Source organism: Acinetobacter sp. KH_038, assembly GCF_057839405.1.
On the sequence record NZ_CM174489.1, the window covers coordinates 2,088,876 to 2,102,926 of the forward strand.

Here is a 14,051-nt window from a genome sequence, read left to right on the forward strand (position 1 = left end):
TATCGCTAAGATTATTTTGATCAGGCTGATCGATTTTTCACACAAAAAGCGGGATGAGCAAATCATTAAAGTACTGATATGGAGTGCATCTTTACTCTAAATGATATTAAAAATAACGGATCAGACCCAGACTCCATTGATCCCAGTCTTGATCCTGTTGCTGCTGATATTCCCATGACAGGCGAATTGCATTTTGTGCCGTAAATGCATACTGAAATTGGGTATTCAGCTTTAGATGCCAGCGATGTGAATCTTCCCAGTAAGGCAGTTCTACTTGTACCAGACTGTTGATCTGATCATTCCAGATATTTTGACAACCCAAGGTCGGCCCTGCACCCACGCGCCAGCCCTGATCAAGTGCCTTGCCCGCCTGCACATGACTTTGCATTTGTGCATAACATAAATGTTCGCGGCTCGCATTTGCCCAGCTATAGCCCACTTGGGTTTTTAAACTGGCGACGCCATGCTGTTGCTCTTCACTAAACTGACCATGGCTATCTAATGCTTCCTGTTTCCAGCCCAGATTAAAACCCCAAGATAAGGGTGTATTAAATGGATTAATCGGATTATAGGAATTGACTGCCAGCAGCTCCAGATGTTCCAGTTTGAGTTCACTGTCACGATATTGTAATGCCCCATCCAGAAACAGCAGTTGTGTCCCCGTACGCAAACCACCCTGTGGATCGATCAAATCATGATAGGCCTGCCGCTGTCCAAGCTGAACAACGGATTCGCCCTGAACCTGTCCGGCCTGAATACTGATATTGCGCGCATGATGGCTTTGTACTGGATCTGTTTGCGGCCGCTGAGGTGCTGCGCGCTGTTTCTCGATATCCAGCTGGCTTCTTAAACCCAGCAACTTGCGAAAACGTGGCTGGGCAAAAGGCTCATCTATCTTTTGGCGCAGAAAATCCAGATACAAATGATCATAGGCCATTTCCAGAATTTTAGCCTGATCCTCTGCCGGATAAGCTTGCAAGATCGCAGGCATTTCGACTGTTTCCGCATAAGCGAGCTGATGCGCAGTTTTTGCCAAAGCTTTACCATGTTGTCTGGACTGCGCTAGCAACTGCGTTTCCAGAGCCGGACGATACACTTTCTGTTTGATCAGGCCCTGCTGTTCCACCACTTTTAAGGTTTCGATTGGAATTGCAGTCGAATTAAACTGTTGCTGTAAATTCAGTTCCGGACGCACCAGATCGAATAGCCCCAACAGGCGATAAGCACAATTATCATTAATAAAATAATAAGGGAAACTCACCTTTTGCATTTCCCAAAGATGCTGCACCAGAAACTGGGTCTCTTGCGGAGTTAAATTTAATTCATATTCCCACAAATCCCGACTTTCAAAGTCGCCATATTCTTTGACCTTGCGATAATAGGGCATCAAGGAGTATTCACCCGGATACTGCCCGGTCAGTCCTTTCCAGGCAAAGGACCAGTTGTCATTGCCATCGACAGTTGCTGCATAGTTGACTGCATAGGAAATCAGGTTGAGCTGTTGCTGATCTTTGGGATCCAGACGCAATAAGGTATGCCCGAACATCGAGCTGGGATTGCCCATAAAGTCTGTGGCATAAATCAGCGTGGCCTGATAAGGCTTGACCTCAGCAATCCATTGATCAAACTCGGGACAGCTCACTTCAGGCAATTGCTGTTCGGAAATATCCAGCTGCTGCATTAACCAGCTGCTGCGGGCCGGAAACTTACAGCGCACGGACTGATTCGGTGCTGCAGTCGAGAATAAAGCCTGAATATTATGCTGTATTTCTTTTTTTAAATTGCTCTTGCCCTGTTCTGCCAGAAAATAGCCTGAATAATCGACTTCGCTTTGGCCTTTCGAATTGGCATACATCAGACGCTGCCAGGTGATGCTCTGATCCAGACCTTTGCTTTCAGCCTGATCAAGATAATGCTGGATATCTGGATTAATTTCGCTTGCAAAACTTAAGGGGCTGAAGGCCAGTCCCAACATGAAGAACGCATATTTCATTCAGTTAACTTATTCTCGTAAATTTCTTTGAGTCATAAGAAAACCCTGCCAGAATAGCAGGGTTTTCAAAGTGCGGATCAGATGTAAGATTTCAATACTTCATCTTTGGCCATCACCGTTTGTAATGAGCTTAGAACTTGAAGTGTATTCTGGTTTTGCTCAGAATAAATTTCAGCAAAATTCTGTTTGGAAACACTAAAGAAACGGCCTTTGTCTTCAGATTTAATCTTCAGCAGTTCAGCCAGTACATTCAGGCTTTCACCTTCGCCAACTGCCATGTCACGTGCCAATGCTTCAGCATTTTCATTGGTAAAGGTCACCACTTGAGCAGTCACTGTCCCGCCCTGGCTACAGCCTAAAGTACCAAATGTAATCCCAAGCCATTGATTCGTGAAAAGAACGTTGGTGGTACCAGCTAAAAGTTTAGGAATAATACCCGTCTGCCCTGCCCATACCTGGCTTCCGATACCACAACCGACATCTCGGTCAGCCATGGCCATACTTGAACCAGTCGCTAATACTGCCGCCAGCATAATTTTTTTCAACATCGTTATTCTCCAGTTATTCTCATGCAATCTTTGTTATTACTCTAATAATGTAATTTAAATTACATACTCAGCAGAGTAGCGATAAGTCAAGTTTGGCGCAATCGAAAAAATGTATGCTTTACATAAACATAACCGGAGAGATTTTACTGCTGTCTGAGCGTCCAGTTGCCTTGCGAATTACGCTGTCCCAGGATCTTCAACACCAGCACCAGACTCAGCAATAACAACAAATACCAGGAACCGAGTTTGCCCCAGCCCACCATATGCCATTGTTCAATCTGACTTGGATAGAGCCAGATCTGATAGAAGGTACTGATGTTCTCGGCAATCCAGATGATAAAGGCCAGTAGCAGCAAAATCGGTAACATCGGCAACTGAAAAGCATGCCGATTCAACTGAAAGCGAATTTTAGTTTTCCAGAACATTAGCACGCTCCAGACAAATAAAAGCATGCGGTAATCTGGAATAAAAAACTTGCTCATAAAGTTGATATAAGACAACACTGCCAAAGTCAGCATATGGCTAAAGCGCGGCAATTTTTCAAATGAGACCTGATATAAACGCAGGGAGCGCGCAAAAAAACTGCCGACCGCAGAATACATAAAGCCGGCAAATAAAGGCACGGTCAGAATTTTAAAGATTGCCGGCTGCGGATAATGCCAGGATGCAATCGCCGGATGGGTCAGGAAGATTTCCATCACCATGGCCATGAGATGGAACAGCGCAATCACTTTGGCTTCTGCCCAGGACTCCAGCCTGGTATATAGCAGCACCACCTGAATCAGCAGGGCAAAAAATAACAGATAGTCATAACGGTAAAAACCGTAAAAGAGATCGCTGCCCATGGACGCAGTAAGGGCAAAAGCCAGCAGGAGCAGAATCCCAAATAAGGCAGCCGAAGCTGCCTTATAGCTAAACTCAAACCCTGATTTGAATAGATCGATCAAGGTTTACATCCTAAAGATATTTGGCACTATACTCATGTACGGTATCAATAAAGGCTTTTGGATTGGCCGGATCAACCCATTGGGTGATGCCGTGTCCCAGATTGGCGACATAACCGGTTTTTTCACCATTGGCATAAGCATCATCCAGCATGGCTTTAGTGGCTTTAATAATTGTTGCTGATGAGCCATATAAAGTAGCCGGGTCAAGGTTACCCTGAAGCGCTGCACGACCTGCAACCGTTTGACGTGCTACATGTAGTGGTGTGGTCCAGTCCAGACCGAAGGCATCTGCGCCTGTCGCAATCATTGGTTCCAGCCACTGCCCGCCACCTTTTGTAAACAGAATCACCGGAATCTTGCGACCGTCTTTTTCACGTTGCAGACCAGCCACAATCTTCTTCATATAGTTCAGCGAGAACTCGACATATTCACGATGTGCCAGTGCCCCGCCCCAACTATCAAAAATCTGTACAGCCTGCGCACCGGCATCAATCTGTGCATTCAAATACTCAGTCACGGCATCGGCCAAACGTTCCAGCAAGGCATGCAATACCTCAGGCTGTGCATACATCATGTTTTTGGTAAAACGGAAATCTTTGCTTGAACCACCTTCAACCATATAGGTCGCCAGCGTCCATGGACTGCCTGAAAACCCGATCAAAGGAACCTGACCACCTAACGCTGAACGAATAGTCGATACGGCATTCATCACATAATCCAGATCCGACTTTGCATTAAAGGCAGGTAGATTCGCAACATCTTGCTCGGTACGGATGGTCTTGTGAAATTTTGGGCCTTCACCGGCTTCAAAATACAGACCTAAGCCCAGAGCATCAGGAACTGTCAAAATATCTGAGAATAAAATCGCGGCGTCCAGATCATAACGGCGTAAAGGCTGTAAAGTGACTTCACAGGCCAGTTCAGTGTTTTTGCAAAGAGAGAGAAAATCTCCTGCCTTGGCACGTGTTTCGCGATATTCTGGTAAATAACGGCCCGCCTGACGCATCATCCATACAGGAGTAGCATCTACAGGTTCACGCAATAAAGCGCGCAGAAAACGATCATTTTTTAAGGTCGTCATTTACTTTCCTATCTTTCTTGGATATTCGCCATATCATAACAAAAAGGTTGTATTTTTAATAACTTCTGCTGACTTTAAAAACCGATCAGCTTTAGCGGCCGAATATGGTTATATAAACAAAACAACTACTGCATCTCCACATTTTTTCTGTAATACTTATAGTGTTTTTTCACATTTTTAAAGACATAATTTTAAGGTTGATTTACATGTTCGTTCGCACAATGCTCGCTGTGAGTTTAGGTTGCATTTTCGCAGGTACTGTTTTTGCTGCGTCTACTGCTGAACAACCGTTAAACCCGCAAGTTGTTACTGATGTTTCAGTTCAAGATCCAATTGACCCATTAGCCACTGAAGCCTCAGCTGCCCAAGCACCCGCAGAAGCCAACATTACTGCACAAGAACAACAAGACTTAAATCAGGCATCTGAAGCACTGAATGAGCTACAGGACACCGAAGATCAATCTGCCGATATTGGCGCAGCGCCAAATACCAAGGCTCCGACAAATTCTGCTGCGACTAAAGCTTCGTGGACTCTAGACGGCTTAAACAATGCCCAATGGTATGAAAATATTGGTGCAGGTCAATTCCCGGTTTACGCACGTGCGCATGTCATGCTCAATAATGCACATGCTTCACCAGGTGCGATTGACGGCACTAGTGGTAAAAACACGCTAAAAGCAATTGCTTCTTTTCAGCAAATGAATGGCATTAAACCGACAGGTGTGTTGACTCAAGAAACCTGGGACAAACTGGTGGCGCGTCAGGGTTCTAAACCAACCTTTGTTGAATACACGATTACCGAGAAAGATCTGGCGGGTCCGTTTGCCCAGTCGATCCCTTCTGATTATGCATTACAGGCCAAGATGAAAGGTTTGTACTATACCAGTGCTTCTGAAATGCTCAGTGAAAAGTTCCATATGGATGAAAATTTCCTGAAGAAGCTGAATCCAGGTGCTAACTTTAACAAGGTCGGTCAAAAGATTCTGGTAACCAATGTGCGCAATGACTTACCAGAAGGTATTCACTTGATTGTTGCACATAAAGGTGCAAAACAACTGTACTTGTTTAACAGTAAAAATCAAATGATCGGATCATTCCCAGCCAGCATCGGGAATACCAGCACCCCTTCACCAACCGGTACCTATAAAATTACCGGTGTTGCGCCAAACCCATGGTATAGCTACTCGCCAAGTAACTTTGTCCAGGGCAATAACAAGAAGCCATTGTCTTTACCACCAGGTCCAAACGGCCCAGTCGGCAATATCTGGATTGGCCTCAACAAAAAATCTTTTGGTATTCACGGAACACCAAACCCGTCAATGATTTCTAAATCCTATTCACACGGTTGTATTCGTCTGACCAACTGGGATGCCAATGATCTTGGTCGCAAAGTGAAATCTGGCGTGACTGTTCGTTTCTTAGAATAATGATCGGCTGAGCAATCTGAAGAAAATAGCCCGCTTTTGAGTGGGCTTTTTTTATGACTTATTTTTAGTTTCAAATATATCGTTGCAAAAATGCAATGATATGTCGCCTATTTGAGATTTTTTCGCTGTTAAAACGCCAGTATCATAAGTACAAGTTCAAAATAATATCGAGATGAAATCATGAATGCTTTTCTACATCCTAGCGAAAATCGTGGTCATGTAAAAATGGGCTGGCTGGAGTCTAAACACAGCTTCTCTTTTGGCAACTGGTATAATCCAAATTATATGGGGATCAGTGCCTTACGTGTCATCAACGACGATTTGATCGATGGCCGTCAAGGATTTGGAACACATCCACATGACAATATGGAAATCCTGACTTGCGTTCTGAAAGGAACCATTACCCATCAGGACAGCATGGGCAATCGTGGCGGAATCGCGGCGGGTGAATGGCAACTCATGAGTGCCGGAACAGGTGTGCGACACAGTGAAATGAATCAGGGTGATGAGCAGGTACATTTACTGCAAATCTGGATTATTCCAAATGAACGGGATGCCAAACCGAATTATCAGCAAATTTGTCTGGATCCACATGAGCAGCCAAACCAATGGCATCTGATTTGTGGGCCAAATGACAATGCGCCAATGCATATTCGCCAGAATGCTGAAGTCAAAACTGCGGTGATTGCGCAAGGCCAAAGTCTGGAAGTGAAAGCGACCCAGCATATCAACTATATCCATGTCATTGCTGGATCTGTTCAAATTGCCGAACATACAGTTGAAGCAGGTGGTGCAATTGCTTTTCTGGATGACTCAGAAATTAAGGCCATTGATGATGCACAAGTGATCTGGTTTGATTTACCGGAAAATGCCGGCTAATATCTCAAATTAAATAAAAACGGTTATTGAAAAATCAGTAGCCGTTTTTTATTTTTTATAGTTCACGAATGAGCTTATTTTAACTATTAAATCTCAAAAATACTTAAAACTCATCTAAGTTAAAATCATATTTTGATAGCTGGTAGATTTTTTCATGAATCTAATGCCCCTCTATTTCAATTAATATTTTCATTCTGGCTTAAATATAGCTTGATAAAATCTGTGAATACAATATTGCAAGTCATACTGTTTTTAGGTATGACTCCAAAAATACTCGTGCATCTGCTGCTTAAGTTTCAAGTTAATGTTTCAACAGTTAATAACTCTCAGGTTTAGGCATATATTTAAATAGCGAGAAAATCCTTAAAATTTTGAGCAAACATCAAAAAACAGCAGCAACTGACCAAGCTTAAATCTAGATTTAATCAGTAAAATCTGATATTTATTAGAGTTCTTTCATAAATCATTTTTTAATCATAAAAAAGAAATTCCCTCTCCTTGTAGGAGATGAGCAGCACTGCTGCGCAAGGGAGAGGTTGTTTCTAAGAATTACCCTCATCCTCTTGCGAAGCTATGCTTCTCATCCCAGAGGGAGAAGGAACTTCCAAACTTCATTAAATATGAATGTAACGATCATTTTTTGATTTATGAAAGATATCTATTATCAAATAAAAAACATTTCCTGGCTAAAAACTTGTCGAGCATGCTTCTCAGAAGATGTTCTATACCTCCTCTCTCCTTGGTAAAACCTTGCTTCTCACCCTAAAGAAAAAAGAATTTTTGATGGCTATTTAAATATCCAGCGAATGACTGTTTCTATCGTTAAGCAAGAATTCCAATCAAATATTCTAAATTAACAAAATTCATATTCTTATATACACAAAATCACTACTTTATTTTTAATATGCTCTCTGACTATAAATATATACCCAGACGGTTTTTGACGTATTGATCTCCTATGTCTACTTTATTCACATGACATGCTAATGAATAAAATTAGGAAAATTTTAAATATTTGTCATGTTCGCAACAATAAAGAGGCTCTTTATTGCCAACAACCAGGATGGAAATAATAATGAAACAATTGTCCCCAAATGCTCCGAAACAGTCTTCAGTGCATGCAGGCTGGCGCCGCTTTTGGATGGGTTCAGCGGTAATCAGCACCCTTGCACTCGCCTTGACTGCATGTGGCAGTGATGACGATGAGCAACATCAACAGACGAAACAGGCAGACTTGATCTTTGAAAGTGCTGCGGTTTATACCGCCGATACCAAAGGTACCCAGGCACAGGCAATTGCAGTAAAAGATGGAAAAATTGTGTATGTCGGAAATAATGCCGGACTTGAAACATGGCGCGGTGATGACACCCGGGTAATCAATCTACAGGGCAAAACTTTATTACCTGGCTTTGTCGATACCCATAACCATGCCTATCTGCGTGCAGAATCCATGTATTGGGTGACCTTAACCACACCAAGTCTGGAAGGTTATAAACAGGAAACTCAGGCTTTTTTAGCCACACAACCAGAAGCCAAACAGATTCGGGGTGTGGGCTGGAATTTGAGATATATTCTTGAACAGGCAGCAGTAACCGGCCGTTCGCCAGCACAATTATTAGATGATATTGTAGGTAAAGATATTCCGGCGGTCTTTATTACTCATGGTCATCATGAAGTCTGGGCCAATACTCGTGCCATGCAAAATGCTGGCATTACTAAAGACACGCTTGATCCACCGGGTGCATTTATTGACCGAGACAAGGTCACTGGTGAGCCAACCGGTATTTTACGTGAGTTCGGTGCCCAGAACCTGGTGATTAGTACCCTGCCACAACCAGACTTTAGCGTGGAAGAGTATAAAAATGCCGTACTATCCTTTCAGCAGGATCTTGCGCCACAGCGCGGTGTAACCTCAGTCATGGTGCCTATTCATTACCCAACCGATAGCTTCCTGGATGCCATGCAAGCCCTGGATAATGAAGACAAACTGACCGTTCGTTATGACCTGTTACAATGGGCTGATGAAAATCGCGGAACCGATCAGATCCCAGAATTTATCGAGCGTCGTGATAAATATAAAGGAAAATTCTTTAAAACTGATTCGATTAAAATTTTTGGTACTGGTGCCAGCAGCACCTATGGTTCCGTGGTCTGGAATCAGGAGGTATTAAAGAAAACCGTAGCTGAACTCGATCGAGAAAAGTTCCGGGTTTATATCCATAATATTGGCCCGACTAGCACCTATAACCTGATGCTGGATGCGTTTGAATATGCATTACAGCAAAATGGTCAGCGTGATGCCCGCCATATGATCACCCATGTCAGCGATGAAGCCATTCCTACCATTCCACGTTTTAAAGCACTGAATATTCGTGCCGATGGTCATCCATTACCGAAAGCATTTTTTGATGCCGGGGTATTGGTCAACTCTTCCAGCGATTATCCGGTACGTGAATTCTTCCCAATGACCCGCATTGCCACTGGGGTAAAATCAGGTGTGCCTTTAAATGTCATGCTGAATAGCCATACCATTCAAGGAGCTGAAGCCATCTTTGCAGAAAAGGAAACTGGCTCGATTGAAGTCGGTAAAGCTGCCGACCTGGTGGTGATGGATCAGGACCTGTTTAAACTGCAAGCCGATCAACTGGAAGGTTCGCAGGTCTTAATGACTGTATTTAATGGCCAAGTAGTCTATGACGATTTGAAAGGAACAGCCAAAGCCAGTAAGGAAATGGTAGTTGAAGTAGACGATGGACATGGACATTAATAAATAGGAAGCTGGGTGGGGTTTAAACCACGCTCAGCGATTCATTGGATTCTATTATTCCAGAATAAAAAAAGCCCCTGTAAATACAGGGGCACAATACCCTAACCCTAATTGTGGTCATACCGATAATGGCTAAGGTATTAAAAAACTTTCAAAGGCGTTTAGCTAAAGTCGAACCCCATAGAAAAAATAAAGCGACTACTATTCGGTTAGTAGCCGCTTTTCCACCTATTTTGTCTTATGATGAGTGGGAAGCTATTGCTGTACCACATCAACAACAATTAGTTGACGATACTAGACATGATTAGACTAAATCTGATTTATGAAAGAATCTCCAAAAATGGATTTTTATCAATAATTGCAGCATTCGACTTCTTACTTAGGAAATCAACAAGATCGCCTTGACGTTGTAACAACATAACAATTTCACGTAATGAACATAAAAAAATTGTTTTTTGACTAAGTGCATCTTTACATACAGACTCTACCGATGAGGTATAACCATTTGCTGAAATAAAAATACCATTAGCATTTTGACGAAGAAACAAGCGACTTAAATGTGGTGAAAATTCGCCTATGCCAACTGGTGCATTAAGCCACTTCATTTCGACAAGATAAATCTGACCATTTAATTCAATAACTCCATCTATTTGCTCAACCACTATAGATGTATCTGGATCTCTACGGCGAAAATCTTCTCTAACTAGTACCCCATAAACTTTAAATAAATCGTTTAATATGCTTTCTAAAAGTTTACCTCTTTCATGCGGTTTCTTATCCAAACCGAATAATGCTGAAAGACGGTGGTTAATAGCATCAATATCCTCTAATTTTTTTGTAGCTATGGCACGTTCTGCACGTAACTTTGCCATATGTTCTTCTCGCTCAACAGCTCGTTCCTGTTTTATACGAGTAAATGAGTCTTTCTTACCAACAGCCTCACGAATACTTGCAACTAATCCTTTTGCTTTAAGTTGATCATTTTCCCAACATGTTTCAAAGCTTTCGAACTCTACAACACGTTTAATAATCTCACGACGAGCACGAAGACCACTGTCACCACGGGAATTTACCTGAGTTAAAACACTGCGAACAATTTCAAATTTATTAATTGAAGCTTGATTTTTAGATAAGACGCTAGCGACATCCCTCAAGTCTTCTTGAGCAACTCCTGCACCTTGAAGAAAAAGAATCACAGCTTTCTTACTTCGAACTAATCTTGGAATAGTCTCAACAAGCAATTCAAATACATCGGGAGGGTAATGATAAATGTCTGCCATTTTATTCTCTACATTCTATAAAACTTAATCTATTTTAGGCTTATATTTAAATGTTATATCAGTAATATAAGTTATTGTAAGAATCTTTGGCTTATATTTTTTTGCTTACTACAGGCTTACGTTGCATAACCCTAGAAACAACAAAGCCCTGAGAATGTCAGGGCTAAGTCGTTGATATTTGGCGGAAGCGGTGAGATTCGAACTCACGGAGGGGTATAAGCCCTCGTCGGTTTTCAAGACCGGTGCATTAAACCGCTCTGCCACGCTTCCATGTGCGCAATAATACGGAGCTTTTGACAGGCTGACAAGTGAAAATTACAGCGAATCTGATTAACTGCATATAGTTTCATCAAATCCTTATAATTTTGCTGCCAATTCTGCTCCTTCACGAATAGCACGCTTGGCATCCAGCTCGGCAGCCAGCTTGGCTCCACCAATAATATGGTACTGCGCCAAGGTATTTTGGCCCGCAAGCGGCATTAGATCTTTTACCGACTCCTGACCTGCACAGACCACAACCGTGTCCACCCGCAATAATTGAGCATGGCCATCAACTTCAATCCATAAACCTTCATCTGTCACAGATTTATATTGCACACCGCGCAGCATACGTACTGCATGCTTTTTCAACTGGGCACGATGCACCCAGCCCGAGGTTTTACCCAAGCCTGCACCGAGTGGCGTGGTTTTACGTTGTAACAAATAAATTTCACGCACCGGTGCTTCAACTTCTGCAGGTTGCAAGCCGCCTTCGCTGATATAATCTGGCTGAGAATCCACGCCCCATTCACGTTTCCATTCATCCACAGGTTGCGGCTGTGCCTGATGTGGCGGCTTTAACAGAAATTCAGAGACATCGAAACCGATACCGCCTGCACCAATCACCGCAACACGATCACCTACTGGCGCACCACGTAATACTTCAGTATAAGACAAGACTTGCGGCGCCTGACTGCCTTCAATATCAAGCGTTCGTGGCACCACTCCTGTAGCCACAATCACCTCATCAAAGCCCTCACGTTCTAGCTGCTCACGATTTACCTTGGTATTTAACCGGACTTCAACACCGGTTTTTTCCAGTTGGACTTTAAAATAACGGATAGTTTCGTGAAACTCTTCTTTTCCTGGCACCACTTTAGCCAGATTAAACTGACCACCCACCTCAGAACTTGCTTCAAACAAGGTTACATCATGCCCACGACTGGCTGCCACAGTGGCAGCTGACAGCCCCGCAACACCACCACCCACTACTGCAATACTTTTGGGTTTTTTAGTCTTGACATAGACCAGTTCGGTCTCATAACCGGCACGTGGATTGACCAGACAGGTTGCGCGTTGGTTCTTAAAAGTATGATCCAGACAGGCCTGATTACAGGCAATACAAGTATTGATTTCATCGACACGATTGGTCGCGGTTTTATTGACCCAGAAAGCATCTGCCAACAGCGGACGTGCCATTTGCACCATATCTGCCTGCCCAGCAGCAAGAATCGCTTCAGCAGTGTCTGGCATATTGATCCGATTCGATGCAATCACAGGCACAGACACATGCTTTTTCACTTCAGCGGTATAATCGACAAAGGCCGCACGCGGTACAGATGTCACAATAGTGGGAATACGCGCTTCATGCCAGCCGATTCCAGTATTGAGCAAGGTAATGCCGGCCTTTTCCAAAGCTTGAGCCACAGTAATGACTTCCTGCATGGTGTTGCCATCATGTACCAGATCGAGCAAAGACAAGCGAAAACATATAATAAATTTTTCACCAATTTCTTCACGAATTGCTTTAACAATTTCTACGGCAAAGCGCATCCGGTTTTCAATTGGCCCGCCCCATCGGTCGGTACGCTGGTTGACATGCCGGCTTAAAAACTGGTTTAGCAAATAGCCTTCCGACCCCATGATTTCCACACCATCATAGCCGGCCTTTTTGGCAATACTGGCAGTTTTGACATAATCCTGAATGGTATTCAGAATTTGTTTATCTGACATTTCCCGCGGTTTAAAAGGAGAAATGGGCGACTTGATCGGACTGGCCGAGACCACAAAAGGCTGATAGCCATAACGTCCGGCATGCAAAATCTGCAATAAAATTTTAGCGCCATGCTTATGTACGGCATGCGTCACCAGACGGTGCGGGGCAATATCCCCCAAAGTATTCATGGTACCACCAGCTGGTAATAACCAGCCCTGGCGGTTCGGCGAAATTCCGCCGGTAATCAATAGCCCCACGCCACCCTTGGCCCGCTCACCAAAATATGCTGCCAGTTTAGGGTAATTATAAAAACGATCTTCTAAGCCGGTATGCATTGACCCCATCACCACCCGGTTTTTAATCGTAGTAAAACCTAAATGCAGTGGTTTTAAAATATTGGCATATTGAGTCGTAGTCATAACAAATCCCTGATTATATTTGGCTGAGCAAGTCACTCCCTTACTTTAACTGATTTTCAGTGGCTTTTTATGACCCGGAGTTCAGCATTTTCAGGCACAAACATCAATCTGCAAAATTGGCTCGCAATATGAATGCCGGATTAGTTTTGCCACTGTTTTGCGCTGGCTTTCCATAGGGCAATCACGCCAAGGACTGTACCAATCGGAAAGCTCAGCAACATCAGAACTGCCATTATTCTGGACAGGGTTCGCCCCGAACCATTGCCCTGCTTGACCTTGATACTGGCCTGAATATTAAAAAACACCAGTAAGCTTAACAGCAGCAAGACGATCCCCAGACTCAACATTGAAATACTGGCTTGCTGATATTCCAGATATAAAAATACCAGTGTGCTGAAGCCAATCAGACCGGCATAAATGCCATGCAGAAGCGCCAGGGTTTCATTTTTGGTTTTAGGATTAAAATTGGCTAAAGGGGGTATTCGGGTGGTCATGACACTTATCCTGTTTTATCTGTTTTTTTAGGCTGTTCCAGCTGAATATAGCGAATTTTTACATTTTTCAGCTGAATTCTGCTCAAAATCGTGCGATTTATGATTATTTAAGCCTATTGAATACAGATTTTAAAACGAGTTTTTCTTTTCTAAAACAAACCTAAATAAATTAATGATACAATTGACGCAATATGTATTTTTTCAGGCCACCAATTCTGGCGTGCCTATTTCATATCATTAG

The 14,051-nt window shown here is 43.1% G+C and carries 11 protein-coding genes and 1 tRNA gene; 4 read left to right on the plus strand and 8 right to left on the minus strand.

Translation table 11 applies throughout. The features are described 5' to 3' along the window. Positions 1–106: 106 nt before the first annotated feature. The 4 genes from AC3IT7_RS09925 to hemE form a co-directional block, all read right to left on the minus strand. Positions 107–1,993 (minus strand): Lnb N-terminal periplasmic domain-containing protein, encoded by a 1,887-nt coding sequence (locus AC3IT7_RS09925; RefSeq protein WP_489248352.1) that lies wholly within the window; start codon positions 1,991–1,993, stop codon positions 107–109. 77 nt (positions 1,994–2,070) lie between these two features. Then, positions 2,071–2,541 (minus strand): DUF3015 family protein, encoded by a 471-nt coding sequence (locus AC3IT7_RS09930; protein WP_489248353.1) that lies wholly within the window; start codon positions 2,539–2,541, stop codon positions 2,071–2,073. 143 nt (positions 2,542–2,684) lie between these two features. Beyond that, a complete protein-coding gene (locus tag AC3IT7_RS09935; RefSeq protein ID WP_489248354.1) occupies positions 2,685–3,488 on the minus strand; it encodes a DUF817 family protein in 804 nt (267 codons plus the stop codon). 10 nt (positions 3,489–3,498) lie between these two features. Further along, positions 3,499–4,569 carry a uroporphyrinogen decarboxylase gene (gene hemE / locus AC3IT7_RS09940; RefSeq protein WP_475655273.1) on the minus strand — a complete coding sequence of 357 codons (1,071 nt, stop codon included), beginning with the start codon at positions 4,567–4,569 and terminating at the stop codon, positions 3,499–3,501. Between the two features lie 206 nt (positions 4,570–4,775). On the opposite strand from hemE, the gene AC3IT7_RS09945 reads away from it, so the two are divergent. From AC3IT7_RS09945 to AC3IT7_RS09960, 4 genes are all read left to right on the plus strand, one after another. Continuing rightward, positions 4,776–5,996, plus strand: a complete 1,221-nt coding sequence (locus AC3IT7_RS09945) for a L,D-transpeptidase family protein (protein WP_475655274.1) — start codon at positions 4,776–4,778, stop codon at positions 5,994–5,996. A 180-nt stretch (positions 5,997–6,176) separates the two neighbouring features. After that, on the plus strand, positions 6,177–6,875 hold the full coding sequence (locus AC3IT7_RS09950; protein ID WP_489248355.1) for a pirin family protein: 699 nt from the start codon (positions 6,177–6,179) through the stop codon (positions 6,873–6,875). A 1,075-nt stretch (positions 6,876–7,950) separates the two neighbouring features. Continuing rightward, on the plus strand, positions 7,951–9,642 hold the full coding sequence (locus tag AC3IT7_RS09955) for an amidohydrolase (protein ID WP_489248356.1): 1,692 nt from the start codon (positions 7,951–7,953) through the stop codon (positions 9,640–9,642). A 128-nt stretch (positions 9,643–9,770) separates the two neighbouring features. After that, positions 9,771–9,950 (plus strand): hypothetical protein, encoded by a 180-nt coding sequence (locus AC3IT7_RS09960; RefSeq protein ID WP_489248357.1) that lies wholly within the window; start codon positions 9,771–9,773, stop codon positions 9,948–9,950. A gap of 12 nt (positions 9,951–9,962) precedes the next feature. On the opposite strand, the gene AC3IT7_RS09965 is transcribed toward AC3IT7_RS09960, so the two are convergent. The 4 genes from AC3IT7_RS09965 to AC3IT7_RS09980 form a co-directional block, all read right to left on the minus strand. Then, positions 9,963–10,922 (minus strand): restriction endonuclease, encoded by a 960-nt coding sequence (locus tag AC3IT7_RS09965; protein WP_489248358.1) that lies wholly within the window; start codon positions 10,920–10,922, stop codon positions 9,963–9,965. Between the two features lie 179 nt (positions 10,923–11,101). Continuing rightward, positions 11,102–11,192, minus strand: a tRNA-Ser gene (locus AC3IT7_RS09970). An 87-nt stretch (positions 11,193–11,279) separates the two neighbouring features. After that, positions 11,280–13,316 carry an FAD-dependent oxidoreductase gene (locus AC3IT7_RS09975; protein WP_489248359.1) on the minus strand — a complete coding sequence of 679 codons (2,037 nt, stop codon included), beginning with the start codon at positions 13,314–13,316 and terminating at the stop codon, positions 11,280–11,282. 140 nt (positions 13,317–13,456) lie between these two features. Then, positions 13,457–13,810: a hypothetical protein gene (locus AC3IT7_RS09980; RefSeq protein ID WP_475655320.1), complete on the minus strand. Its 354-nt coding sequence runs from the start codon at positions 13,808–13,810 to the stop codon at positions 13,457–13,459. Between the last annotated feature and the right edge of the window lie 241 nt (positions 13,811–14,051).

What these genes read in the sequence shown, in the direction of transcription:
- AC3IT7_RS09930 (WP_489248353.1), bottom strand. Translation starts at nt 2,541, where the DNA reads ATGTTGAAAAAAATTATGCTGGCGGCAGTATTAGCGACTGGTTCAAGT.
- hemE (WP_475655273.1), bottom strand. Translation starts at nt 4,569, where the DNA reads ATGACGACCTTAAAAAATGATCGTTTTCTGCGCGCTTTATTGCGTGAA.
- AC3IT7_RS09980 (WP_475655320.1), bottom strand. Translation starts at nt 13,810, where the DNA reads ATGACCACCCGAATACCCCCTTTAGCCAATTTTAATCCTAAAACCAAA.
- AC3IT7_RS09965 (WP_489248358.1), bottom strand. Translation starts at nt 10,922, where the DNA reads ATGGCAGACATTTATCATTACCCTCCCGATGTATTTGAATTGCTTGTT.
- AC3IT7_RS09945 (WP_475655274.1), top strand. Translation starts at nt 4,776, where the DNA reads ATGTTCGTTCGCACAATGCTCGCTGTGAGTTTAGGTTGCATTTTCGCA.
- AC3IT7_RS09950 (WP_489248355.1), top strand. Translation starts at nt 6,177, where the DNA reads ATGAATGCTTTTCTACATCCTAGCGAAAATCGTGGTCATGTAAAAATG.
- AC3IT7_RS09960 (WP_489248357.1), top strand. Translation starts at nt 9,771, where the DNA reads ATGGCTAAGGTATTAAAAAACTTTCAAAGGCGTTTAGCTAAAGTCGAA.
- AC3IT7_RS09955 (WP_489248356.1), top strand. Translation starts at nt 7,951, where the DNA reads ATGAAACAATTGTCCCCAAATGCTCCGAAACAGTCTTCAGTGCATGCA.
- AC3IT7_RS09975 (WP_489248359.1), bottom strand. Translation starts at nt 13,316, where the DNA reads ATGACTACGACTCAATATGCCAATATTTTAAAACCACTGCATTTAGGT.
- AC3IT7_RS09925 (WP_489248352.1), bottom strand. Translation starts at nt 1,993, where the DNA reads ATGAAATATGCGTTCTTCATGTTGGGACTGGCCTTCAGCCCCTTAAGT.